At 73.6% G+C, this 23,225-nt stretch carries 19 protein-coding genes; 8 read left to right on the top strand and 11 right to left on the bottom strand.

Translation table 11 applies throughout. The annotated features are described in order from the left end of the window. Window positions 1–2 precede the first annotated feature (2 nt). Window positions 3–398 carry a RidA family protein gene (locus L3X23_RS12360; protein WP_237192370.1) on the top strand — a complete coding sequence of 132 codons (396 nt, stop codon included), beginning with the start codon at window positions 3–5 and terminating at the stop codon, window positions 396–398. Between the two features lie 73 nt (window positions 399–471). On the opposite strand, the gene L3X23_RS12355 is transcribed toward L3X23_RS12360, so the two are convergent. The 3 genes from L3X23_RS12355 to L3X23_RS12345 form a co-directional block, all read right to left on the bottom strand. Then, window positions 472–1,311 (bottom strand): PaaX family transcriptional regulator C-terminal domain-containing protein, encoded by an 840-nt coding sequence (locus L3X23_RS12355; protein WP_237192369.1) that lies wholly within the window; start codon window positions 1,309–1,311, stop codon window positions 472–474. Window positions 1,312–1,400: 89 nt separating this feature from the next. Then, window positions 1,401–2,915 carry an NAD(P)/FAD-dependent oxidoreductase gene (locus L3X23_RS12350; protein WP_237192368.1) on the bottom strand — a complete coding sequence of 505 codons (1,515 nt, stop codon included), beginning with the start codon at window positions 2,913–2,915 and terminating at the stop codon, window positions 1,401–1,403. A gap of 26 nt (window positions 2,916–2,941) precedes the next feature. Beyond that, on the bottom strand, window positions 2,942–3,760 hold the full coding sequence (locus L3X23_RS12345) for an SDR family oxidoreductase (RefSeq protein WP_237192367.1): 819 nt from the start codon (window positions 3,758–3,760) through the stop codon (window positions 2,942–2,944). A 46-nt stretch (window positions 3,761–3,806) separates the two neighbouring features. Here L3X23_RS12345 and L3X23_RS12340 point away from each other — a divergent pair, with 46 nt between their 5' ends. The 3 genes from L3X23_RS12340 (at window position 3,807) to L3X23_RS12330 (ending at window position 7,373) form a co-directional block, all read left to right on the top strand. Continuing rightward, window positions 3,807–4,856, top strand: coding sequence for an AraC family transcriptional regulator (locus L3X23_RS12340; RefSeq protein ID WP_237192366.1), 1,050 nt, complete (start codon window positions 3,807–3,809; stop codon window positions 4,854–4,856). A 130-nt stretch (window positions 4,857–4,986) separates the two neighbouring features. Continuing rightward, a complete protein-coding gene (locus tag L3X23_RS12335) occupies window positions 4,987–5,760 on the top strand; it encodes a cyclase family protein (RefSeq protein WP_237192365.1) in 774 nt (257 codons plus the stop codon). A 5-nt stretch (window positions 5,761–5,765) separates the two neighbouring features. After that, window positions 5,766–7,373: an NAD(P)/FAD-dependent oxidoreductase gene (locus tag L3X23_RS12330; protein WP_237192364.1), complete on the top strand. Its 1,608-nt coding sequence runs from the start codon at window positions 5,766–5,768 to the stop codon at window positions 7,371–7,373. A gap of 66 nt (window positions 7,374–7,439) precedes the next feature. Here L3X23_RS12330 and L3X23_RS12325 read toward each other — a convergent pair whose 3' ends face one another. Genes L3X23_RS12325 through L3X23_RS12315 form a run of 3 tightly spaced genes read right to left on the bottom strand, consistent with a single transcriptional unit; the run spans window position 7,440 to window position 12,006 of the window. After that, window positions 7,440–9,029: a 4Fe-4S binding protein gene (locus tag L3X23_RS12325; protein ID WP_237192363.1), complete on the bottom strand. Its 1,590-nt coding sequence runs from the start codon at window positions 9,027–9,029 to the stop codon at window positions 7,440–7,442. Next, window positions 9,026–11,221: a molybdopterin-dependent oxidoreductase gene (locus L3X23_RS12320; RefSeq protein ID WP_237192362.1), complete on the bottom strand. Its 2,196-nt coding sequence runs from the start codon at window positions 11,219–11,221 to the stop codon at window positions 9,026–9,028. The genes L3X23_RS12325 and L3X23_RS12320 overlap by 4 nt, the downstream gene beginning before the upstream one ends. Continuing rightward, the gene (locus L3X23_RS12315; protein ID WP_237192361.1) at window positions 11,218–12,006 is read right to left on the bottom strand and encodes an SDR family oxidoreductase; all 789 of its coding nucleotides are present in this window, start codon (window positions 12,004–12,006) and stop codon (window positions 11,218–11,220) included. Before L3X23_RS12315 ends, L3X23_RS12320 begins: the two co-directional genes overlap by 4 nt. 58 nt (window positions 12,007–12,064) lie before the next feature. Between L3X23_RS12315 and L3X23_RS12310 the strand changes: the two genes are divergently transcribed. The 3 genes from L3X23_RS12310 to L3X23_RS12300 all read left to right on the top strand — a co-directional run bounded on the left by L3X23_RS12310 (window position 12,065) and on the right by L3X23_RS12300 (window position 15,914). After that, window positions 12,065–12,790, top strand: coding sequence for an SDR family NAD(P)-dependent oxidoreductase (locus tag L3X23_RS12310; RefSeq protein ID WP_237192360.1), 726 nt, complete (start codon window positions 12,065–12,067; stop codon window positions 12,788–12,790). A 332-nt stretch (window positions 12,791–13,122) separates the two neighbouring features. After that, complete coding sequence (locus tag L3X23_RS12305; RefSeq protein WP_237192359.1) at window positions 13,123–14,427, top strand: MFS transporter; 1,305 nt, start codon at window positions 13,123–13,125, stop codon at window positions 14,425–14,427. Continuing rightward, entirely contained in the window at window positions 14,424–15,914 is a 1,491-nt protein-coding gene (locus L3X23_RS12300; RefSeq protein ID WP_237192358.1) for a class I adenylate-forming enzyme family protein, read from the top strand. The genes L3X23_RS12305 and L3X23_RS12300 overlap by 4 nt, the downstream gene beginning before the upstream one ends. Window positions 15,915–15,939: 25 nt before the next feature. On the opposite strand, the gene L3X23_RS12295 is transcribed toward L3X23_RS12300, so the two are convergent. After that, window positions 15,940–16,926: an acyl-CoA dehydrogenase family protein gene (locus L3X23_RS12295; RefSeq protein WP_237192357.1), complete on the bottom strand. Its 987-nt coding sequence runs from the start codon at window positions 16,924–16,926 to the stop codon at window positions 15,940–15,942. Between the two features lie 17 nt (window positions 16,927–16,943). Then, entirely contained in the window at window positions 16,944–18,149 is a 1,206-nt protein-coding gene (locus L3X23_RS12290; protein ID WP_237192356.1) for an acyl-CoA dehydrogenase family protein, read from the bottom strand. A gap of 161 nt (window positions 18,150–18,310) precedes the next feature. Between L3X23_RS12290 and L3X23_RS12285 the strand changes: the two genes are divergently transcribed. Further along, on the top strand, window positions 18,311–19,762 hold the full coding sequence (locus L3X23_RS12285) for an aldehyde dehydrogenase (protein WP_237192355.1): 1,452 nt from the start codon (window positions 18,311–18,313) through the stop codon (window positions 19,760–19,762). Between the two features lie 81 nt (window positions 19,763–19,843). Here L3X23_RS12285 and L3X23_RS12280 read toward each other — a convergent pair whose 3' ends face one another. The 3 genes from L3X23_RS12280 to L3X23_RS12270 form a co-directional block, all read right to left on the bottom strand. Further along, on the bottom strand, window positions 19,844–21,388 hold the full coding sequence (locus L3X23_RS12280) for a class I adenylate-forming enzyme family protein (protein ID WP_237192354.1): 1,545 nt from the start codon (window positions 21,386–21,388) through the stop codon (window positions 19,844–19,846). A 131-nt stretch (window positions 21,389–21,519) separates the two neighbouring features. Further along, on the bottom strand, window positions 21,520–21,969 hold the full coding sequence (locus tag L3X23_RS12275) for a universal stress protein (protein WP_237192353.1): 450 nt from the start codon (window positions 21,967–21,969) through the stop codon (window positions 21,520–21,522). 9 nt (window positions 21,970–21,978) lie between these two features. Further along, the gene (locus tag L3X23_RS12270) at window positions 21,979–23,091 is read right to left on the bottom strand and encodes an ABC transporter ATP-binding protein (protein ID WP_237192352.1); all 1,113 of its coding nucleotides are present in this window, start codon (window positions 23,089–23,091) and stop codon (window positions 21,979–21,981) included. Window positions 23,092–23,225: the final 134 nt, after the last annotated feature.

Below are 23,225 nucleotides of genomic sequence, written 5' to 3'. Positions count from 1 at the left end.
CCATGACCGTCGAGCTGATCAACCCGGACGTGCTCGCGAAGCCCTCCGGCTTCACCCACGCCGTGCGCCACGGCGACACCGTCCACCTGTCCGGCCAGACCGCCATGGACGCCCACGGCACGATCGTCGACGGCGACATCGTCGACCAGTTCCGCCAGGCCCTGACCAACGTGCTGACCGCCCTGCGCGCGGCGGGCGCGGAGCCCGCCGATCTGCTGTCGGTGCGGATCTACCTGATCGACGTGCCCGGCTACCAGGCCCGGGGCAAGGAGATCGGGCGGATCTGGAAGGAGCTCTGCGGGTCCGACTACCCGGCCATGACCGGCGTCGGGGTCACGGCGCTGTGGCAGCCCGAGGCCCTGATCGAGATCGAGGCGGTGGCCGCGGTCCGCTCCTGACCCGACACGGCGAACGGCGCCTTCGCTCACCAGGTATGAGCGAAGGCGCCGTTCGCCGTGTCCGGGGGGCGGGTCAGGAGTCGACGACGAGCGAGAAGTACTCGCGCGCCGGGCCCGCGAGCCGGGCTCGCAGGGTCCCGAACAGCTCCTCGGCCCGGTTGCCCACCCACGCGGTGGGCAGCGCGTCGAGCGGCAGGCCCGGGTCGAGATAGGGCAGCCGGCGCCAGACCGTCACCAGCGACACGTGGTCGGCGAAGGCCTGCGCCGGAGTGGGGTCCGCCCCCTCCCAGGTCCGCAGCACGGGCTCCTGTCGCTCGAGGAAGGCCGTGTACTGGGCGTGCAGGGCATCGAGGTCCCACCACGAGGCGACGGTCTCGCGCAGCGGCAGGCCCCCGACGTGGCGACTGCGGAAGAGCTCGGTGTAGCCGCGCAGCCCGGCCCGTTCCAGCGCGTGCGAGACCTCTGCCTCGAGGTGCGCGGGCGCCACCCACAGCCCGGGCGCGACCGTCCCCAGCCCGAGCCGGATCAGCAGGCTCCGCAGCCGGTGGCGCTGGTCGCGCGCCGACTCGGGCACCGAGAACGCCACCAGGAGCCAGCCCTCGCCTGCCGCCGCGCGCCGCCGGGAGAAGATCCGTTCGTCGCCCTCCGCCAGCACCTCGGTGAGCAGCGGGGACAACCGGTAGCCTGCCGCGCCGTCGACGCGCTGCGGTTCGAGCAGGCCCCGGCGCTTCAACCTCGACACGGCGGACCGGACGGCCTGGCCGTCCACGCCGACGGCGTCGAGCAGCCGGACCAGCGCCGCGACCGACAGCGCGCCGCCCCGCTCGCGCGCGTAGAGCCCGTAGACGGTGACGATGAGCCTGCGGGGCGGAACGGGGGCGAGGATCTCCTGCGTCTCGACGACGGTCGTCACGGGCGCATCGTACGGGCCGGGCGCACCGGAACGGCGCACGCGCCGCACCGCGGAGGGCGGTGCGGCGCGTGCGCGCAGCGCGGGGCGCGTCACCCGGCGGCTCGCAGCCGGGTTCCGGGCGAGGTGCGGCCGCCGGCCACGACCGGGCGGTGCCGGGCGGTCAGCCGCGCGATGGGCCGGGCATAGGCACCCGGGTCGACGGGCAGCAGCCACTCGGTGAACCGGCGCCTGCGACCGATGCCCTCGCCGAGGTCGGAGAGCATCTCGTCGATGTTGTGCAGCGAGAAGGGGATGATGTTGGTGCCGCGGGCGTGCTTGCCCCTGGTCCGCTCCTCCATCCAGCGCAGCCGCTCCTGCACGAAGGCCCGCCGCTCGGCGACCGGGGGCAGTGCGATCCCGCCGGCCAGGTGGGTGCCGATCCACAGCGCCGCGACCTCGGCGGACAGTGGCGAGAGGAACGAGGAGTTGTAGCCGCAGAAGGTCAGGTCGGCCACGGTGTGCGGCAGGATCTGGCGGTACAGCTCGAAGTTGCCCCGCTCGTCCACGAGCCGGTCCCGCACCTCCGCGGACAGGAACGGGACCCGCTGGTGGAAGCCGGTCCCGGCCACCACCACGTCCGCGGGCACCACGGTGCCGTCGGCGAGCTCGGCGACCGGCTCGCCCCCGCGGACGCCGAGCCGGGCGATCACGGCGTCCCGGTGCACGTCGATCGTGCCGTCCGCCACGCCCTCGTAGAAGCCCTCGGTGGCCAGGCTGACCGTGGAGCGGGCGATGTCCTCCAGCGACCCCTCCGGCACCAGACCCAGCTTCGTGAGCTCGAGCTGGCGGACGATCTGGCCCTGCAGGCTGCCCATCATGCCGTCGCGCACCCCGCGGCCCGCCCCGTGCAGGAACTTCTCGAAGCCGACGAGCCTGGCGTAGCGGAACAGGCCCTCCCCGAGCCGGGTGAGCAGCAGGTACTTGTAGTTCAGCGCCCCGGCGATCCGGCGTGGCATCTTCCACAGCAGCTCGCGGGCCACCACCGTCGTCGTGCGCGACACGGCGGTCAGCGCCACCGCGATGTCGCAGGAGGACTTGCCGTAGCCGATCACCACCACGTCCCGGTCCCGGGCGTCCTCCAGCACGGTGAACTCCGAGGCGTGGCAGTAGCGCCCGCCCGCGGCCCGGAACTCGTCGGCGCCCGGCAGGTCGGGGACGAAGGGATCGGAGAAGATCCCGTTCGCCACGACCAGGTGGTCGACGTCCTCCGCGCCGGCGGACGTCGTGACGGTCCAGCCGCCCGCGGCGCGGGGTTCGGCGGAGAGCACCTCGGTCGAGGTCCGGACCCTGTCGAGGATCCCGAAGTGCCGCGCGTAGGACTCCAGGTACTGCTGGACCTGCTCGCCCGACGGCCACTCCGGGTAGTGCCGCGGCATCGGGTAGTCCGACAGGGAGTACGTGCCCTTGTCGTTCTGCGTGGTCAGGCCGGGGTAGCGGCGCGAACGGCTCCACACCCCGCCGACGTCCGGCGCCTTCTCGAAGACGGTGACGTCGTGTCCGAACCCGGTGAGGATCTTGGCGGAGGACAGGCCCGCGAAGCCTGCCCCGACGATGGCGATGCGCATGAGAGGTCTCCTGAGACTGGCTGGGGTTACTCGGCGAGCTGCGGAATGGCGGCGACGGCCTGCTCGGGTCCCATGGCCGAGTAGCCGCCGTCGACGGCCCAGTCGGCGCCGGTGACCCCGGACGCCGCGGGGGAGAGCAGGAAGGCGACGACCTCGCCGACCTCGTCCGGGTCGCCGACCCGGCCGGTGAGGTGGAACGGCGCCGCGACCCGGTCGGTCTTCGCCCGGTCCCCGCCGGTCAGGTCGTCCATGATCTTCGACCAGGTCCAGCCCGGGCTCACGGAGTTGACCCGGATGCCGTCGGCGGCGAGGTCCATCGCCATCGAGCGGGTGACCTGCACGAGCGCGGCCTTGCTCGCCGGGTAGACCCACCGGCCGGTCTGCGCGACCTTCGAGGAGATCGAGGTGAAGGTGACGACCGCGCCGCCGGTGGCGGCGAGGTGCGGGCGGGCGGCGCGGGTCACCTGGACCGCGCTCACGACGTTGACGTCGAGTGCCCGCAACCAGTCGGCGCGGCCGGTGTCGGCGCCCTCGTCGAGGTAGCTGCACGCGAGGTTGACCAGGCCGTGCAGCCCGTTCGGGGCCGCGACGGCGGCGAGTGTCTCCGCGACCGCCGCGTCGTCGGTGATGTCCGTCCGATGGAAGCTCACCCGCTCGCCGAGCTCGTCGAGCAGCGGCGTGGCGCCCTCGGCGTCGATGTCGGCGATCGCGACGGTGGCACCCGCGGCGGCCAGCGCGCGGACCACACCGTGCCCGACGAGGGTGGAGCCGCCGGTCACCAGGACCGTTCGGTGGTGCAGCACGGCCATGAGGTGCCTCCCGGGGAAGAGAAACGCGACGGTCATATAGCGGACTCGTGAACGCAGTCAACAATCTGTTATATGCTCCTGCGTGGCTATCCCCGCCGCGCAGGAGCTGTCCGGCGTGCGCGGTGAGAGCGCTCGCCACGAGGAGGTGGAGATGACCGAGGTGCTGACCGGGTACCGCCGGGTCCACTCGTCCGACCTGGACGAGGCGCGCGAGCGGGTCGGGGAGGTCTTCTGCCCACACGGGCTGGCGCCCGCGGGTCGCTCGTCCACCGCGCAGGCGGTGCGGTTCAACTCGACGGAGCTGGGTGCCGTCGGGCTGTCGTACCTGGCGTACGGCACCACGGTGCGCATCCGCCCCCAGCCGCTGGGCTCCTTCGTCCTGGTGCAGATCCCGCTGTCGGGGCGCGCGCTGGTGCGCACCGGCGGGGACGAGATCGTCTCCGACCCCACCGTGGCCTCGGTCCCGGACCCGGAGGCGGACCTGGACATGACGTGGGCGGAGGACAACGAGCAGCTCATCGTCCGGGTGGACCGGCAGGCCCTGGAGGCGCAGCTGCAGCGCCTGTTGGGCCGCCCGCCCGCGAAGCCGCTGCGCCTGGCCACCCGGCTGGACACCACCACCCCACAGGCGCGGTCCTGGCTGTCCACGCTCGAGATGCTGCGCGCGGACCTCGACGGGCCCGCCGGGCTGCGCCACCCCGCGTTGCAGGCCCAGGCCGAGCACCTGGTCCTGAGCCAGCTCCTCGCGGCGGTGCCCCATTCCGCCTCCGCCGAGCTCGAGGGGATCGGCCGCGAGACCACGCAGGTCGTGCCCCGGGTGATTCGGCGGGCCGAGCAGTTGATCGCCGATCACGCGCGGGAGCCGCTGACCGTCGACGACGTCGCAGAGGCCGTCGGGCTGTCCGTGCGCAGCCTGCAGGAGGGGTTCCGTCGCCACCTCGACACCACGCCCACGGCCTGGCTGCGGGACGCCCGGCTGATCGGCGCCCGCAGGGAGCTCGCCGACTGCGACCCGACCCGCACCACCGTGTCCCGGGTGGCCGCGGACTGGGGCTTCCATCACCTCGGCCGGTTCGCCGTCGCCTACCGGGAACGGTTCGGCGAGTCGCCCTCGGAGACCCTCCGGCGCTGACCGGACCCCTGCCCGAGCGCTGATCGAGCCCCGATCGAGCGCTGAGCGGACACCCTCCGCGCACAGCGGATGGCTCCGCGCGGCACGGAGGCGGATCCTTCCGAGCACGCCCGCCCGCCTGGAGGTTGCCGTGTCCGTCCTGTCCACCCTGGTCGAAGCCACCCGGTCCGGTTCGGTCCGGGTCGTCGACCTGACGACCCCGCTGCAGGAGTCCACCCCGATCCTGGAGCTCCCGCCGCCCTTCGCCAACACCAGCCGGTTCCGGCTCGAGGAACTCTCCCGCTACGACGACCGCGGGCCCGCCTGGTACTGGAACGACATCCACACGGGCGAGCACACCGGCACCCACCTCGACGCCCCGAACCACTGGATCACCGGCAAGGACGGCCTCGACGTCTCGCAGGCCCCGCTGTCCACCCTGGTCGCCCCGGTCGTCGTGATCGACAAGGTGGCCGAGGCCGAGAAGGACGCGGACTTCCTGCTGCAGATCGACCACGTGCAGGAGTGGGAGGCCGAGCACGGCCCGCTCCCCGAGGGCGGCTGGCTGCTCTACCGCACCGGCTGGTCCGCGCGCGGCGACGACGCCGAGGCCTTCGCCAACGCCGACGAGAACGGACCGCACACCCCCGGCGTCGCGCCGGACTGCGCCCGGTGGCTCGCCCGCGAGACCCCGATCACCGGGTTCGGTGTGGAGACCGTCGGCACGGACGCGGGCCAGGCCCCGGCGCTCGACCCGGCCTTCCCCTGCCACTCGGAGCTGATGGGCGCGGGCAAGTGGGGCCTGACCAGCCTGCGTAACCTCGACCGGCTGCCCGCCACCGGCGCCGTGCTCGTCGTGTGCCCGCTGCCGATCGTGAACGGCTCGGGGAGCCCGGCCCGCGTGCTGGCCCTCGTCGAGGGGTGAGGGGCGTGGCCGCACACCGCAGCGCCGCCGACGCCGCCGACGCCGCCGACGCCGTGGTCGTCGGCGGCGGCGTCAACGGCCTGGTCGCCGCCGCGCGGCTGGCCCGGGCCGGCTGGTCGGTCGCCCTGGTCGACGACCACGAGCGGCTCGGCGGGTTCATCGCCACCGAGGAGCGGACCCTCCCCGGCTACACCCACGACACGTGGTCGAGCTGGCACCCGCTGTTCGTCACCGGCCCGGGCTACGCCGCGTTCGGCCCCGACCTGTACCGGCACGGTCTCGAGTACGCCAACACCGACGGCCCGCTCACCGCCACCGTGTCCGACGACGGGACGGTCGCGCTCGCGCACCGGGACGTCGAGGAGACGGTGGCGGGCTTCGCCGAGCCCGCCGACCGGGACGCCTACCGGGCGATGATCGACCGCTTCGGCGCCCACGCCGCCGGCGTCGGCGGCCTGCTGGGCGCCGAGCTGCACTCGCGCGGCGTCCTTCGGCCCGCGCTCACCCTGGCCCGGTCCGCCGGGCGCTCCGGCCTCGCGGACTACGCCCGGGACGCGCTGACCTCGGGCCGGTCCTGGATGCGGGCCCGGTTCCGCGGGTCGGAGACGGACCGGCTGTGGGCACCGTGGCTGCTGCACGCGGGGCTGGCCCCGGACTCCGCCTCCGGCGGGGTGATGGTGCCGGTGCTCGCCGCGACCCTGCACGGTGCCGGGTTGCCGGTCGTCGTCGGCGGTGCGGGCGGGTTCCTGACGGCCTGGGAGGGGTTGCTCGCCGAGCTCGGCGTGGCCGTCCACACCGGGCGGAGGGTCGACCGCATCGTCCTGCGAGACGGTGCCGCCGTCGGCGTCGCGGGGGACGGGTTCGAGATCCTCGCGCGCCGGGCGGTCCTCGCCTCCGTCACACCGCCTGCGCTCTACGGTTCGCTGCTGCCGTCGGGGGCGGTGCCCGCCCCGGTCGCCGAGGCGGCCGCCCGCTACCGGCCCGGACGGGCCGCGATGCAGATCCACGTGGCGCTCTCGGGCCCCGTCCCGTGGGCGGACCCCCGGCTCGCGGACGTGCCGCTCGTGCACGTCTCCGACGGCTCGGCCTCCACCGGGATCGCCTGTGCCGAGGCCGAGGCGGGGCTGCTCCCGCGCAGGCCCACCGTGGTCGTGGGCCAGCAGCACGTCCTCGATCCCTCCCGGGTGCCCGCGGGGGCCGCCGCGTTGTGGCTGCAGCTGCAGGAGCTGCCGTTCGCGCCGGTCGGGGACGCGGCGGGCGAGCTCGACACGAGCGACGGCTGGGACCGCACGCTCGCCGAGGGCTACGCGGACCGCGTGCTGGCGCGGCTCGCCGCACACGCCCCCGGGCTCCGGGAGCGGGTGCGCCACGTCGACGTCATCGACCCGACGGCAGTGGCCGCGCACAACCCCAACGCCCTGTCCGGTGATCCCTACGCGGGATCGGCGGAGCTGGACCAGAACTTCTGGTGGCGGCCACTGCCGATCTCGGGCGGACACGACACGCCCGTGCCGCGGCTGTGGCACATCGGCGCCTCCACGCACCCGGGCCCCGGTCTGGGCGGTGCGTCGGGGTTCCTGGTCGCGGACCGGTTGGCCGCCCGACGCCGATGACCCCGGACCGATCGACCGCGCCGGGGGTCGGGGGGCGGCTCCACGGACGAGCGAGCAGAGACGTCCTCAGCCCCCTGCGGCGATCCGAACGGCCTCGTCGACCGACAGGACCTTGCGTCGGGACGCGCCGACCGCACGGCCCGCCAGCTGCTCGTGCCGGTCGATCGCCCGCCAGCCCGCGAGCCCGATCCGCTCGGGACGGCGCTCCCGCAGCAGGGCGTCGAGCTCGGCCGGGGCGTGGGTGGGCTCGGGGAGCAGACCGGCGAGGTGGTCGGCGAGCAGTCGGTCCACGGTCTCCTCGGCACAGAGCCTGCTGCGCCCGATCCCGCCGGTGGGGCCGCGTCTGAGCCACCCGACGACGTAGTGTCCCGGCGCCCCGTTCACGCGGCCGCCGTCGCTGGGGACCACGGCCCGGCGGTCGTCGAACGGGAGGCCGGGGACCGGGATGCCGCGGTGGCCGATCGCGGTGACCACGAGGGTGCAGCTCAGGTCCTCGCCCGAGCCGTCCGGCGCGGACAGGCGCAGGCCCGTGACGGCGTCCGGGCCGAGGATCTCGACGGGGGAGCGGCCGAAGCGGAGCACGATGCGGCGGTCCCCGCCCGCGGCGCGCGTGGCGTACTCGGCGATGATCGCCGCCTTGCGGTCCCGGATGAGGTCTCCGGTCGCCGTGGTCCCGGCCTCGTCGGGCGGGACCGAGACCGTGACGCCGTCGAGGCGGCCGAGGGCGAGCAGCTCCGGGGTGGTGAAGGCGGCGTCGGCGGGGCCCCGGCGGCCGACGACGTGGACCTCGCGGATCCGCGAGGCGCGCAGGGTCGCGAGCGCGGGCGCCGCGATGTCGGTGCGCGCCATCACGTCCGGGTCCGTGGTGAGGATCCGCGCCACGTCCAGCGCGACGTTCCCCGTGCCGATCACCACGGCCCGCTCCCCGGACAGGTCGACCGGGAGGTCGACGAACGCCGGGTGGCCGTTGTACCAGCGGACCAGCTCGCCCGCTGGGTGGCTGCCGGGCAGGTCCTCGCCGGGGATGCCGAGGCTGCGGTCCCCGGCGGCCCCACCCGCGTGCACGACGGCGTGGTGGTGGGCGAGCAGCTCGGCGGCGGACAGGTGCACGCCGATCTCGACGTTGAGGTGCAGGGTGACGCCGGGCCTGCGGGCGAGTCGGTCCAGGCCGAGGGCGAAGGCCTTGGTGTGGGCGTGGTCGGGCGCGACCCCGTACCGGATGAGCCCGCCGGGCGTGGGTGCGGAGTCGAACAGCGACACCCGGGCCCGGCCGCCGGTCCGGTCGAGGATCTCCTCGGCGGCGTAGTAGCCGGACGCGCCGGTGCCCACGATCGCGACCCGGAGCTCGCCGTCTCCCGCGACCGGCCGGGCGCGGGCGGGGGAGGGCCGGGGCCGGAGCGGGTGGTGGTCGAACCACTCGACGCTCGCGTGGAGGCTGAGCCTGCCCGCGGCGTCGAGCGCGTCGTCGGGGGTGATCGCGTCCACCGGGCAGACGTCCGTGCAGGCGCCGCAGTCGATACAGGTCGACGGGTCGATGTAGAGCGTCTCCGCGGTGAGGTACTCCGGGTCGCCGGGGCGTGGGCGGATGCAGTCCACCGGGCAGACCTCGGCGCAGACGGCGTCGTTGCAGCAGGGCTGCGTGATCACGTGCGTCATCGGGCGACCCCCACCGTGACCCGGATCCCGTTGAAGATCGGGATCCCGGTGATCGGCTCGACGTGCCGGTCGTCGACCAGGGCGTTCACGTTGACCCCCGGTGCCGCGGCGGCGTGGGTCAGCCGGACGCCGGCGCCGGTGTGGCCCCACCCGTGCGGCAGGCTCACCACGCCCTGCCGGACCGAGTCGTCGAGGTGCAGCGCGGCGGTGACCCGCCCGGCGGCACTCTCCACGACCACCGCGTCTCCCTCGACGAGACCGCGGCGGGCGGCGTCGGTGGGGTGCATGTGCAAGGCGCTCTCCGCGTCGTCTCGGTGGGGCAGGGCGTTGTGCAGCCAGGAGTTCATGCCCCGTCGCTGCCTGCGGTTGATGAGCAGCAGCTCGCCCTCGACGCCGGGGTCGAGGCTGCGGCGCACCCGCTCCAGGTCCTCGACGAGCAGCGCCGGGGCGAGGTCGATCCGCCGCTGCGGCGTCCGCAGCACGTCCGGCAGCCGCGGGCCGAGCGGGCCGTAGTCGATGCCGTCGGGGGCGGCCTCCAGGGCGGCGAGGCTCAGCCCGTCTCCGGTGAACCGGTCGCCGTACGGGCCGCTGCGCAGCCGCAGGTCCACGAGCCGCTCCGGGCCGCGTCGCGCCCCGACGGCGCGCAGCGCGGTCTCGGTGTCGACGCCGACGAGGGTCGCGGCGCGGCGGGCGGCCCGGGTGGCGATCTCCTCGTCCAGCGACTCGACCGTGCCGCCGCCGCGCAGGATCGCCGCGAGCCGCAGCAGTTGGTGCCAGTCCGGCAGCTCACCCGGAGCGGGCTCGACGGCCGCGGCGCTCCAGCGGGCGACGTTGCGCAGCTGGTAGTGGTTCAGGGTGAGGTCGATGTGCCCGTGCGAGAACAGGTTCGGCGGGGGGAGCAGGACGTCCGCGTGCCGGGTGGTCTCGTTGAGGTAGGGATCCAGACAGAGCAGGAAGTCCAGCTCGCCCAGCGCGCGTTCGACGTTCGCGCTGCCGGGCAGCGAGCGGGCCGGGTTGCCCGCCAGCGTGATCAGCGCGCGGACCCGTCCCTCGCCGGGGGTGAGGATCTCCTCGGCGAGGCACGCCGCGGGAAGCTCCCCCATGGCCTCGGGCATCCCGCGCACGCGGGAGCGCCAGCGGTCGAAGGGCAGCCCGCGCATCGACCCGGGCCAGGTCGTCTGGCCGCCGCCGGGCGGGGTCGCGAACAGGGCGCCACCGACCGCGTCGAGCCTGCCGGTGACGGCGTTGAGCACCTCGACCAGCCAGTTCGCGAGCGTGCCGAACTCCTGCGCACACGTCCCGATCCGGGAGTGCACCACCGCCCGGCGCGCCGTCGCGAACCGCCGGGCCAGGTCCCTGATCGCGACGGCCGAGATCCCGCACGCGGGCGCGACGCGCTCGGGGGTGAACTCCAGGGCGGACGCGAGAACCTCCGCCGCGCCGTCGAGGTGCGGGGCCGCGTTCCCGAGCGAGTCGAGTCCCTCGGCGGCGATCACCGACAGCATGCCGAGCAGCAGGTGCGCGTCGCGGCCGGGCCGGACGGCGAGGTGGCTGTCGGCGACCTCGGCGGTGCGGGTGCGGGCCGGGTCGATCACCACCAGGTGCCCGCCGCGCCTGCGCAGCGCCGCCAGCCTCCTGTCCATCCCCGGCGCGCAGATCGTGCTGCCGTTGGACACCAACGGGTTCGTGCCGATCAGGATCAGCAGGTCCGTCCGGTCCAGGTCCGGGACGGGCATCCCGAGCGGGGTGCCGTAGAGCAGCGAACAGACCAGGTTCTTGGGCAGCGTGTCGAGGCTGGCGGGGGAGAAGAGGTTCCGGGAGCCGAGGGCGCCGAGGAGGGTCGGCAGGTACAGGGTGTAGTCGAGCTGGTGGGCGGCGGGATTGCCGGTGTAGACCGCCACGCTGTTCGGATCGTGGGCGACGAGGGGTGGGAGGTGCTCGGCGATCCGGGCGAAGGCCTCGTCCCAGCTCGCCTCGCGCAGCTCGCCGCCGTGGCGCACCAGCGGGGTCCGCACGCGGTCGGGGTCCTCCTCGACCGCACCGAGCCCCAGTCCCTTGGCGCAGGCGTGGCCCTCGCTGAACACGTCGTCCCGGTTGGGGCGGACGGACAGCACCCGCGGACCGTCCAGCTCCACGGTCAGGCCGCAGGTCGCCTCGCACAGTGGACAGATCCGGGTGGCGGTGATCGTCATCCGATCCTCGCCTTCTCGGCGCGCCGGGTCATCGGTGCGGGCCACTCGCGACCCAGGGTGAGCCCGCCGTCGACGACGATCGCCTGGCCCGTCACGAAATCGGCCTCCGCGAGGTAGGCCGCGGCCCGCGCGATGTCCTCGGGCTCGCCGATCCGGGGGATCGGCTGCAGGGCGGCCAGCCCGGCGCGCAGCCGCTCCGGGTCCACACGAGACGGTGCGTCGGTCCCGTTGGCGACGATGTCCGTGTCGGTCCCGCCGGGCACGATCGCGTTGACCCGCACCCGGTGCGGCGCGAGCTCCATCGCCGCGCTGCGCACGAGCGCGAGGACCGCCGCCTTGGCGGCGCCGTAGGCGTGCGGGCTGTGGCCGGTCTGCAGCGCGGCCACGCTGGAGGTGGCGAGGATGCAGCCCGATCCCTGTGGGCACATGACCCGTGCGGCGTGCTTGATCCCCAGCATGACGCTGCGGCTGAGCAGGGCGAACGTGGCGTCCCACTCCGCGGTGTCCAGCTCGGTGACGAACCGCCACGCACCGACCCGGCCCGCGTTGTTGACCATCGTGTCCAGCCTGCCGAACCGCTCCACCGCCAGGTCGACGGCGCCCGCGACGTCCGCCTCCACGGTCACGTCCCCCCGCCGGAACTCGGCGCCCAGCTCGCGCGCCAGGTCGGCGCCCGCGGGGTCGACGTCCAGCAGCACCAGGCGCCCGCCGCGCTCGGCGAACAGTCGCGCGATCCCCGCCCCGATGCCGCTCGCCGCACCGGTCACCACCGCTACCTGTTGCACGGATCCTCCTTGAACCTTATGGCTTTAGGCTAGCCGGACTGACCGAAGGAGGTCGAGGGTGAAGGTCGCACTCGTCACCGGTGGAGCGCGCGGGATCGGCGCGGCGCTCTCCCGCAGGCTCGCCGCGGACGGTTTCGCCGTGGCGGTCAACTACGCGGGCAGCGAACAGGCGGCGACGGCGCTGGTCGCCGAGATCGCGGCCGCGGGCGGAACGGCCTGCGCCCTGCAGGCGGACGTCGGCGACGCGGAGGCGGCGGCCGGTCTCGTCGCGCGGGCCACCGAGGCCCTCGGTCCGCCCACAGCGCTCGTGCACAACGCCGGGGTCGCCCTCTCGGGGTCGGTCCGCGCGCAGAGTCCGCGGGACTGGGACCGGGTGCTCGCGGTGAACCTCAGCGCCGCGTTCTACCTCGCCCACGCCGCGCTGCCCGCGATGTACGAGCGGGGGTGGGGACGGATCGTGTTCTTCACCAGTCCCGCCGCCGAGCGGCACCCGATGCCGGTGACCGCCGCCTACGCCGCGGCCAAGGCCGGTCTGCAGGGCATGACCAGGGCGATGGCGAAGGAGGTCGCCCGGCGCGGGATCACGGTGAACAGCGTGCTGCCGGGCTACGTGCTCACCGACATGGTCGCCGCCGAGGGGCCCGAGGCCGTGGCGGAGATGGACCGCCGGTGGCCCCGGATCCCGCCCGCCGCGGTCGCCTCGACGGTCTCCTACCTGCTGTCCGACGAGGCGGAGTACGTCTCGGGCGAGGAGATCGGCGTCTGGCGCGGTGGGCCGGTCTAGCGGCCGACGGAATACCTACAGGCTTTCGGCAAACCTCTAGTGCACCTGCACGACACCGTGGTAGACAGTCGTCCGCATCGAGCCACCGCCCGTCTCGAGAAGGGGTCGCCCCCGCCATGACCACCACGCGCGCTCTCCCCGATCACCTGGTCGAGGCCGTCCGCATGCTCGAGCAGAACTCCCTCGACGCCACGCCGCTGCGGCCCCTCGTCGAGGCCCGCCGCCTGCGCCGCTGATCCGTCGGCTCCCGCGCAGCGGTCACCCCGGAGCGGCTCGCCGCCCGGGGGGTGCCGCGTCCCCACCTCCCGAGAACCCGAGTCCCAAGGACCACCATGCCTCGTACCCGGAAGTACAGCTCACGCACGGTCGTCGCCACCTGTCTGGCGATCACCATCCTCGACGGATTCGACCTGCTCGTCTTCGGCGCCGCGCTGCCGGTGCTCCTGGAGACCCGGCAGTGGGGGATGACGGCGGCCTCGGCGGGCGTCGTCGGCAGCCTCTCGCTGTTCGGGATGTTGTTCGGTGCGCTGGTCATCGGCTACCTCACCGACCTGCTCGGCCGCCGCCCGATGCTGTTGGCCTGCACGGCGTGCTTCGCCCTGTTCACCGGACTGTGCGCGATCGCGCCCAGCATGGAGGTCTTCGGCGCTCTGCGGTTCCTCGCGGGCCTCGGCTTCGGCGGGGCGCTCCCGACGCTCATCGCGCTCACGATGGAGTACGTCCGGATGGAGCGGCGCCAGTTCGCGAACGGCGTGATCCAGACGGGGTTCCCGCTCGGCGGCGCGATCGTGTCGGTCACGGCGATCTTCCTGCTCCCCACGCTCGGCTGGCGGGCGCTGTTCGTCCTCGGCGGCGTGTTGGGCCTGGTCCTGCTCGCGGTGGCCTGGCGCAACCTGCCCGAGTCGATGGCCTTCCTCGCCGCGCGCGGCAGGCACGACGAGGCTCGCGCGCTGGCCGAGCGCTACGACCTGCCCGCCACGGCGGAATCGGCGATCGCCGTGAGTGGGACACCCGTGGCGAAGAGGCAGTCCCCGATCGCGGCGCTGTTCGCCCCGGGCCTGCGGGCGGCCACGATCCTGTTCCCGCTGATCAGCATCTGCGGTCTGCTCGTCGGCTACGGGATGCAGACCTGGACGCCGCAGATCCTGCGCTCCACCGGTTACGACCTGGGGTCGGCGCTGACCTTCATGCTGATGTTCAACCTCGGCTGCATCGGTGGCGCCCTGTTCCTGAACTACTCGGCGGGCCGCTGGGGACCCCGTTCGACGATCGCCGGGGGCTTCCTGCTCGGCGCGGCCTCGGTCGCGGTGCTCAGCATGGGACCGCCGCAGGCGCTCGCGCTCCTCATCATGGTCGTGATCGGCTTCTGCACCGGCGCGCAGCCCGCGGTGTACGGGTTCGCCGGCGTCTACTACCCGGCCGCCGTGCGCGGCACCGCGCTCGGCCTGGCCGCGGGCCTCGGCCGGTTGGGCGGCGTCGCCGGACCGGTGATGGCCGGGCTGATCATGGGGTCCGCCGCGGGCTCGACGGGGGTCTTCCTGGCCTTCGCCGCGGTGGGTGTCCTGGCCGCGGTCCTGGTCGGGTTGGTCCCGCGGGTGCGGGCCGCGAAGGACGCACCGGCGGCGGTGGTGGCATGAGCGGCACCGTCACCGACGCGCTCCGCTGGTGGGCGCGAACCGTCCCCGACCAGGCGGCGATCGACTTCGACGGCGCCCCGGTCACCTACGCCGAGCTGGACGTCTGGGCGGACGGCGCCGCGGCCTGGCTGCGGTCGCACGGCGTCCGGCCGGGCGACCGGGTGGGGATCGTCGGCGACAACAGCCTGGAGTGGTGCGTCGTCGCGCTGGCGGCCTGGAAGCTCGACGCCGTGGCGTGCGGTTTCAACCACCGGTTCAAGGTGGGCGACCTGCGACCGCTGATCGAGCTCTGCGCGCCGACCGTCGTCGTGGCGGACGCGGCGCACCACGAGCGGGCGAAGGAGGCCGCGGACGTCCCGGTCCTCGGGACGGCCGAGGTCACCGGTCTGCGCGGCGGGGCGCACGCCCCGATCCCGCGCCGGGACGTCGAGCCCACGGACCCGACGCTGATCGTGTTCACCAGCGGGACGACGGGGACCCCGAAGGGCGTCGTGCACACCCACGGCACGATCGCCGCGGTGATGCACGAGTGGTCGCTCGCCGAGCGCGTCGAGCCCAACGGCATGCGGATCCTGCTGGTCCTGCCGATGTTCGCCGCCGCGGGGATCATGTGGGGGCTGGCGCGCGCGGTGGTGCAGGGCGGCACGCTGCACCTGCAACCGCGGTTCGACCCGGCGCGGGCCCTCGAGCTCCTCGAACGGGAACGCATCACGACCTTCACCGGCCCGCCGATCCTCTTCCAGCAGATCGCGGCGGTGCCCGGGTTCGCGCAGGCGCGGCTCGACAGCCTCACGACGGCCTGGGTCGGCGGCGCCCGGGTGGACGCCGGGCTGCAGGCGGCCTGGGGCGCCCGCGGCGCGCACCTGCGCCAGATGTACGGGCAGACCGAGACCGGCGGCGGCTGCACGGTGATGGCGGCGGGCGGCGATCCGGCGAAGTGCGGGTCCGGTGGGGTGTTCACCCGCATCCGGGTCGTCGACGCCGACGGCGTGGACTGCCCGCCGGAGACGGTCGGCGAGATCATCGTGCGCGGGCCCGGCGTCTTCGCGGGCTACTGGCGCGACGAGGAGGCCACCGCCCGCGCCCTGCGAGACGGCTGGCTGTGGACCGGTGACCTGGGCGTCCTCGACGCCGACGGGGCGCTCACCTTCGTCGACCGTCGGGGCGAGATGATCAACTCCGGCGGCCTCAAGATCTCGCCCATCGAGATCGAGTCGATGATCGGGCAGCTGCCCGGGGTGTCCGAGGTCGCCGTCTTCGGGGTGTCGGACCCCAAGTTCGGCGAGACGCCCGCCGCCGTGGTCGCCGGCGCGGAGCCCGCCGACGTCGTCTCCTGGTGCGACGCCCGCCTCGCGGACTACAAGGTTCCGCGCTACGTCATCCCCCACGACGGGCCGCTGCCTCGGATGGCCAGCGGGAAGATCGACAAGCGCGCGCTGCGCGTCGCCTACGCCGATGCGCCGCAACGCTTCCCGAAGGTGAGGTGACCAGGCAGGCCGTGACCGCCGAACCCTAGGCCTGGCGCTGGTAGCGAGCGCGGTGGGTGTCCGCGGTGCCGTACTCGTACTCGAACGCCGTGAGCCGCTTGAAGTAGTGCCCGATCGCGAGTTCCTGCGTCATGCCCATCCCGCCGTGCAGCTGCACCGCGCTCTGGCCCACGAACCGCGCCGCCCGCGCCACCGTGACCTTCGCGGCCGAGACGGCCTTGGGCCGTTCCGGCTCCGGGGCGAGGAAGGCCCGGTAGACCGCCGACACGGCCAGCTCCAGCTCCAGGTCCATGTCGACCATCCGGTGCTGGAGCACCTGGAACGAGCCGATCGGCTGCCCGAACTGCTTGCGCTCCTTCGTGTACGCGATGGTGTCCGCGAGGACCTTCCGCATGCAGCCGACCGCCTCCGCGCAGACGGCCGCCGTGGCCTCGTCCAGCGCAGGCGCGAGCGCGGACCGGTCGAGCTCGGTCGCCCGGACGCCGACGAGCTCCAGGTCCGCGGCGTGCCGGTCGTCGATCGTGCGGTAGGGGTGCGCGGTGAGGCCGGACGCGTCGGTCGCGGTGAGGAACAGGGCGTCGCCGGTGTCGACGAGCAGGTGGGTGGCCTGCGGGAACCCGACGACGACGGCGGCGGACCCGCTCAGGCCCCCGTCCCGAGCCGTCACGTCCGCCCCGAGCGCGGTGGCGATCCGGACCGACCCGTCGACGATCCCCTTCAGCTCGGTGTGGGCCCCCGCGCGGCGCAGCACGCCGCCGCCGAGCACCACGGTGTCGACGAACGGCTCGACGACCAGCGCCCGGCCCAGCTCCTCGGCCACCACCATCGTCTCGACCGGCCCGCCGCCCTCCTCCGGGAGCGCGGCGCCGAGGATCCCGAGATCGTCGGCGAAGGCCCGCCACACCTGCGGCCGCCAGCCGACCCGGCTGTCGTGGAGGTCGTAGTGCTCGGCGAGGTAGTCGGCCAGGGACCGCCGCAGGAGGTCCTGCTCGGCGGTGAGGGTGAAGTCCATGAGTCAGAGCCCCCGTGTCACAGTCCGAGTGCGGCTTTGGCGATGATGTTGCGCTGGATCTCGTTGCTGCCGGCGTAGATGGTCCCGGCGCGGTCGTTGAAGTACCGCAGCGGAGCCACGGCCTGCCACGGCTCGCCGCCGACGTAGCCGTCCGCGGGCGGGGCGAACCCGGCGAGCGGGCCGCCGGGCCGGGTCGCGTGCGGCTGGTAGGCCCGCCCGCGCGGGCCCGCGGCCTCGAGCAGCAGCTCGGTCAGGGTCTGGCTCAGCTCGGTGCCGATGATCTTCATGCGGGACGCTCCCGCCCCGGGGTCCCGGCCGGCCGCCACCGCGGTGAGGACGCGGAACTCGAGCACCTCCAGGGCGTCGATCCGGATCCGCGCGTCGGCGAGCCTCGCCGCGAAGACGGGGGAGTCCACCGAGGCGGCCACCTCCGCGACCTCGTCCGCCATCACCTGCAGCTTCGGCGCCATCGCCGTGCCGCCGCGCTCGAACTGCAGCAGGTACTTCGCCACGGTCCAGCCGTCGTCGATCTCGCCGACGACGTTGCTCTTCGGCACCCGGACGCCGTCGAAGAACTCCTGGTTCTGGATGATCTCGCCGGACGTCATGACCAGCGGGCGGACCTCGACGCCCGGCGAGGTCATGTCGATCAGCAGGAACGTGATGCCCTGCTGTTTGCGCTCGCTCTTCGTGGTCCGGACCAGGCAGAACATCCAGTTCGCCTCGGCGGCGTGCGTGGTCCAGATCTTGCTGCCGGTGCAGACCAGGTCGTCTCCGTCCGACACGGCGGACATCTGCAGCGACGCGAGGTCGGACCCGGACTCGGGCTCGGAGTAGCCCTGGCAGAAGAACACCTCGCCGGAGAGGATCCGCGGCAGGAACCACTCCTTCTGCGCCGTGGTCCCGAACCTCATGAGCACGTGGGCGACCATGCTGATCCCCATGGGGGACAACGACGGCGCGCCGGCCAGCACCGACTCGCGGGCGAACAGGTAGCGCTGGGTCACCGACCAGCCCGTGCCGCCGTACTCGACGGGCCACGCGGGCGCCGCCCAGCCGCGCTCGTGGAGGATCGCCTGCCACGCCATGCTCGCCTCGTGCTCGGCGTACACGCTGGTCATGAGCCGACCCGCCTGCCGCAGGTCCGGGGTGAGCTTCTCCGCCAGGAACGCCCGCACCTCGTCGCGGAACGCGAGGTCGTCGGCTGACCAGTCGAGGTCCATGGCCACAACCTAACAAACGTAGGTGAGGAGGTCCCCGCACGGAGCCTGTCTTACCTAATGCCAGTAGGCTACGGTGTCCGGTGGCGACGAGGCTCGCCCCGCGACCGGTGTGACCCCCTCCCGGTCGACCCCGGTCACCCGAACCGCTGAGAGGACGCCCCATGACGATTCGCGACGAGCTGCTGATCGACGGCGAGTGGCGCAAGCCCTCGTCGTCCGTCCGGATCCCGGTGGTCTCACCCTCCACGGGCGCGGTGGTCGGCGAGGCCCCCGACGCCGACGCCGAGGACGTCGACGCCGCCGTGCGCGCGGCCCGTCGCTCGTTCGACGAGGGCGTGTGGCGGACGAAGACCCCGGCCGAGCGCGTCGAGGTCCTGGAGCGTGCGCTGAGCCTGATCGAGCCCGCGCTCGACGAGATCGGCCGCCTCGTCACCGCCGAGATGGGTCTGCCCACCTCGATCGCGGGGCTGCAGATCCCGGGTGCGCTGGCCGTGGGCCGGTACTTCCTCGACGTGGCGCGCCACGACCGGCTGTCCGAGGTGCGCCGGACGATGTACGGCCCGGCCGCGGTCGTGAAGGAGCCCGTCGGCGTCGTCGCGTCGATCGCGCCGTGGAACGGCCCGTTCAACATGGCCGTGTCCAAGATCTTCCCGGCGCTGGTGTCCGGGTGCAGCGTGGTCTACAAGCCCGCGCCGGAGACCCCGCTCGACGGGTTCTTCGTCGCCGAGGCGCTGCACGCGGCGGGCGTGCCCGCCGGCGTCTTCAACTACCTCACCGGTGACCGGGAGGCCGGCCGCGCGCTCGTGGCGCACCCGGGCGTCGACAAGATCAGCTTCACCGGCTCGACGGCGGCCGGCCGCCAGATCGGCCGGGAGGCGGGCGGCAGCTTCAAGCGCCTGCAGCTGGAGCTGGGCGGCAAGTCCGCCGCGATCGTGCTCGACGACGCCGACCTGCAGACCACGATGGCCGGGCTCGCGATGGGCTCGTTCTTCAACACCGGCCAGGTCTGTGCCGCCTACAGCCGGGTCCTGGTCCCGGCGAGCCGGTACGACGAGGTCGTGGGCGCGCTCGTGGCCACCGCCGAGTCCTTCGTGGTCGGCGACCCGTTCGACCCTGCCACCACCATGGGCCCGCTGGTCTCGAAGCGTCAGCAGGAGAGGGTGCTCGGCTACATCGAGGCGGGCCGGGCCGAGGGCGCGAGCGTCGCGACGGGCGGTGGGGTCCCCGAGGGCCTGGAGCAGGGTGCCTACGTCCGACCCACGGTGTTCACCGGCGTCGAGAACGCGATGCGGATCGCCCAGGAGGAGATCTTCGGGCCGGTGGCGTCCGTGATCCGGTACGAGACCGTCGACCAGGCCGTCCGGATCGCCAACGACTCGGAGTACGGCCTGCACGGCGCCGTGTTCACGGCCGATCCGCAGCGGGCGGCGGACGTGGCGCGGCGGGTGCGCACCGGGACCTTCAGCGTCAACGGATTCACCTACAACACCGAGGCGCCGTTCGGCGGGGTCAAGTGCTCCGGCGTCGGCCGCGACACCGGGCCCGAGGCCGTCCAGGCGTACTACGAGCTCAAGACGGTCAACCTCACCGAGGACATGACCACCCTGTTCTGACCGGTCCGGGGCGCGTCTGCGCCCGCACCCACCACCGGAGGAGATCCTGCGGTGGTGGGTGCGGGCGGTGTCGGACCGGCCTCAGGTCTCCGAGGTGGAGACCGGGAGGGCGACCGCGTCCGCGGGCACCGTCGGGTAGGCCTTGCGCAGCTCGGGCTTGGCGACCTTGGCCGAGAACGTGCGGGGCAGCGGCTCGGTGCGGACGACCGCGTAGCGGGGCCGCTTGAACCCGGCGAGGTCCCGCCGGGCGGTGTCGGCGAGCCGGTCCAGCACCGGCGCCGGGTCCCCGGCGCACGACACCAGGACCATCGGCACCTCGCCCCAGCGCTCGTCCGGCACCCCGATCACGGCCAGCTCGCCCACGCCCTCGACCCCGGCCAGGGCCCGTTCGATCTCGGCGGGGTACACGTTGATGCCGCCGGAGATCAGCATGTCCTTGGTGCGGTCGACGACCTTGAGGTAGCCGCGGTCGTCCATGCTCCCGAGGTCTCCGGACCGCAGCCAGCCGCCCGGCAGCATCGTGGCGGCGGTCGCGTCGGGCTTGCGCCAGTACTCGCGCATCACGTGCGGACCGCGGACCAGGATCTCGCCGACCTCGCCCGCGGCGGCCGTGTCCTGCGGGTCCGCGCCGCCGATCCGGATCGTGGTGCCGCGCAGCGCCTTCCCCGCGTAGCCGGGGTAGGCCGAGGCGTCCTCGGTGCGCAGCGCGGACACGAGGCCGGACGCCTCCGTCATGCCGTAGACCTGGATCAGCGACACCCCGCGGGCGCGGTAGGTCTCCAGCAGGTCCAGCCGCACGGGCGCTCCGCCGACCGCCGCGGACACCAGCGAGGAGAGGTCCCGCGACCCGAAGTCCGGCAGGGTCGCCATGCGCTCGTAGAGCACCGGGACCGTGGTCAGGGCGGAGATGCGGTGGCGTTCGATCATGTCCAGGTAGCGGTCCGGGTCGAAGTCGCGCTCCAGCACCATGGTGCCGCCCGCGTACACCGTGAACTGCATGAAGCAGGAGATCACCGCGCCGGTGTAGACCAGGGGGACCGCCACGAGCATGCGGTCCCGCCAGGTCAGTCCCTCGGCGACGACCTTGGCCTCGCCCGGGGCGATCACGCTGCGGTGCGTGAGCACCGCCCCCTTCTGCAGGCCCGTGGTGCCGGAGGTGTAGCAGAGGAAGGCGGGGTCGGCGTCGGAGATCTCGACGGGGGGCGGTGTCGGCCCGGCCTCCAGCAGGGCCGACCAGGGCGGGAGGTCCGTCCCGCCGACGCAGACCACGTCCGGGCCGTCGACCAGCTCGAGGGCGGGCGCGAGCGACTCCTCCGTGACGACGAGCCTGCAGTCCGCGTCGTGCACGAGCGGGGCCAGCTCGCCCGCGGTGAGCCGCACGTTCAGCGGGACGCTGACCGCGCCGAGCTTGAGCGTGGCCAGGATGGTGTGGACCAGCTCGGCGCGGTTGCCCAGCAGCGTCCCGACCCGGTCGCCCTGCCGGACGCCGCGCGCGGCCATACCCGCCGCCACGGCGTCGCTCGTCGCGTCCAGCTCGGCCCAGCCGTACTCGCGATCGGCACTGACGAGGGCCGTGTGTTCGGGGCGCCAGTGGCCCCAGAAACGGACGAGCTCGGCGAGGTTCACGCCACCACTCCTGTCGACGTCGACGTGGTCGGGGTCCGGCGGTTCGGGAAGTCGCTCACCCCATGGGGTGATGCCGTCCGACCATGACACGTGAGACAGAGAGTGTCAATCGTCTCGCTTCGGGATCGGGCTCAGGTGGTGTGCACGATGAGCACGTCCACCCCGGCGGTCCGGGCCGCCTCGCTCGGGACGGATCCGAGGAGCCGGCCCGTGAGCGTGCTCAACCCCCGGTTGCCGACCACGAGCAGGTCGGCGCCGTGGTCGCGCACCGCCGCGGTGAGGACGTCGACCGGGGCGCCGTCCGCGGCGGCGGTGCGGATCCGGTCCGCCGGGAGGACGGCGGCGGCGCGATCCCTCGCCGTGCGGAGGGTGTCCTCGGCGGGTGCGAACCCGTGCACCAGGAAGGACTCGCCCTTGAGCGCGTCGTCGGCGGCTCCGGTGTCCTTCTCGGAGGGATGGTAGGCGGACACGATCACCAGGTCGGCCCCGGTGGACGAGGCCACCGCGGCGGCCCGGTCGACGGCGCGGAACGAGGTGTCGGAGCCGTCCGTGCCGACGACGACGGTGGTGTAGCCGGACATGGGGTCTCCTCAGCGGAAGTGGTGGCGGCCGCGGTCGACCGGGGCGCCGAGCGGTGCCTCGGTGACCCGGGGGAGCTCGGTGGTGGGTGTCTCCGTGGTGGGATCGGGGCGGCCGTAGGGGGCGGCGCCGACGACGGCGGTGCGCCCTTCCGCGTGCTCCTGCTCGGCGAAGGAGCGCTGGATGGCCTCCTGTGCCGCGGGCGGGAGGGTGTGGAGCATGTCGCGGACCCGCTTGCGGCGGCGGGCGACGGCCTTGCGTTCCGGCATGCCCTTGCTCGCCTCGATCTGGGGCTTGAGCGGGGGCAGGCCGTCGAGCTGGTCGATCTCGGCCATCTCGCGGGCGGCCTGGGCGGTGTCCTTCTCCTCGGACATGCCGATGGGGCCCTGTCGGCGACCGTTGAGGAACTGGGAGACGACGGGGTCCTCGGAGGTGAGCAGGACCTCCCGGGGGCCGAACATGGCGAGGTGCTTGCGGTAGAGCATGCCGATGTTGTCCGGCACGGTCTGGGCGGTGTTGATGTCGTGGGTGACGATCAGGAACGTCGAGTCCGTCTGGGCGTTGAGGTCCAGGATGAGCTGGTTGAGGTAGGCCGTGCGGACGGGGTCGAGCCCGGAGTCCGGCTCGTCGAACAGGATGATCTCCGGGTCCAGCACCAGCGCCCGAGCCAACCCGGCGCGCTTGCGCATCCCGCCGGAGATCTCGCCGGGGAGCTTGTACTCGTCCCCCGTGAGGCCGACCATGTCCATCTTCTCCATCACGATGTCCCTGATCTGTGCCTCGGACTTCTTCGTGTGCTCGCGCAGCGGGAAGGCGATGTTGTCGAACAGGTTCATCGACCCGAACAGGGCGCCGTCCTGGAACAGCACGCCGAACAGCTTGCGCAGCTCGTAGAGCTTCGACTCGGTGCACCGCACCAGGTCCGTGTCGTGGATGACGATGGAGCCCTTCTCGGGCTTGAGCAGCCCGATCAGGGACTTGAGGAACACCGACTTCCCGGTACCCGAGGGGCCGAGCAGGACGGACACCTCGCCGGGGGGAAGGGTCAGGGTCACGTCGGACCAGATGTTGGCGCGTCCGAAGGACTTGGACAGTCCCTCGACGGTCACCTCGACACCGGGCATGGAGCACCTCCGTTGGGCTCGTCGCGCGGGTGGTCCCACCTAAAGGCCCTAGGGGCCCGGGTACGCTGTGGCCCGGGTCACCGACCCCGCATGCTGATGATACGTATAACGAAATCTGTCAGTTGAAGCAGTGT

The sequence above is a fragment of the Pseudonocardia sp. WMMC193 genome (assembly GCF_021728735.1).
In the GTDB taxonomy this organism is placed as follows: Bacteria; Actinomycetota; Actinomycetes; order Mycobacteriales; family Pseudonocardiaceae; genus Pseudonocardia; species Pseudonocardia oroxyli.
Note: the sequence above shows the minus strand (reverse complement) of the source record. Positions and strands in the feature narration are given on the sequence as shown.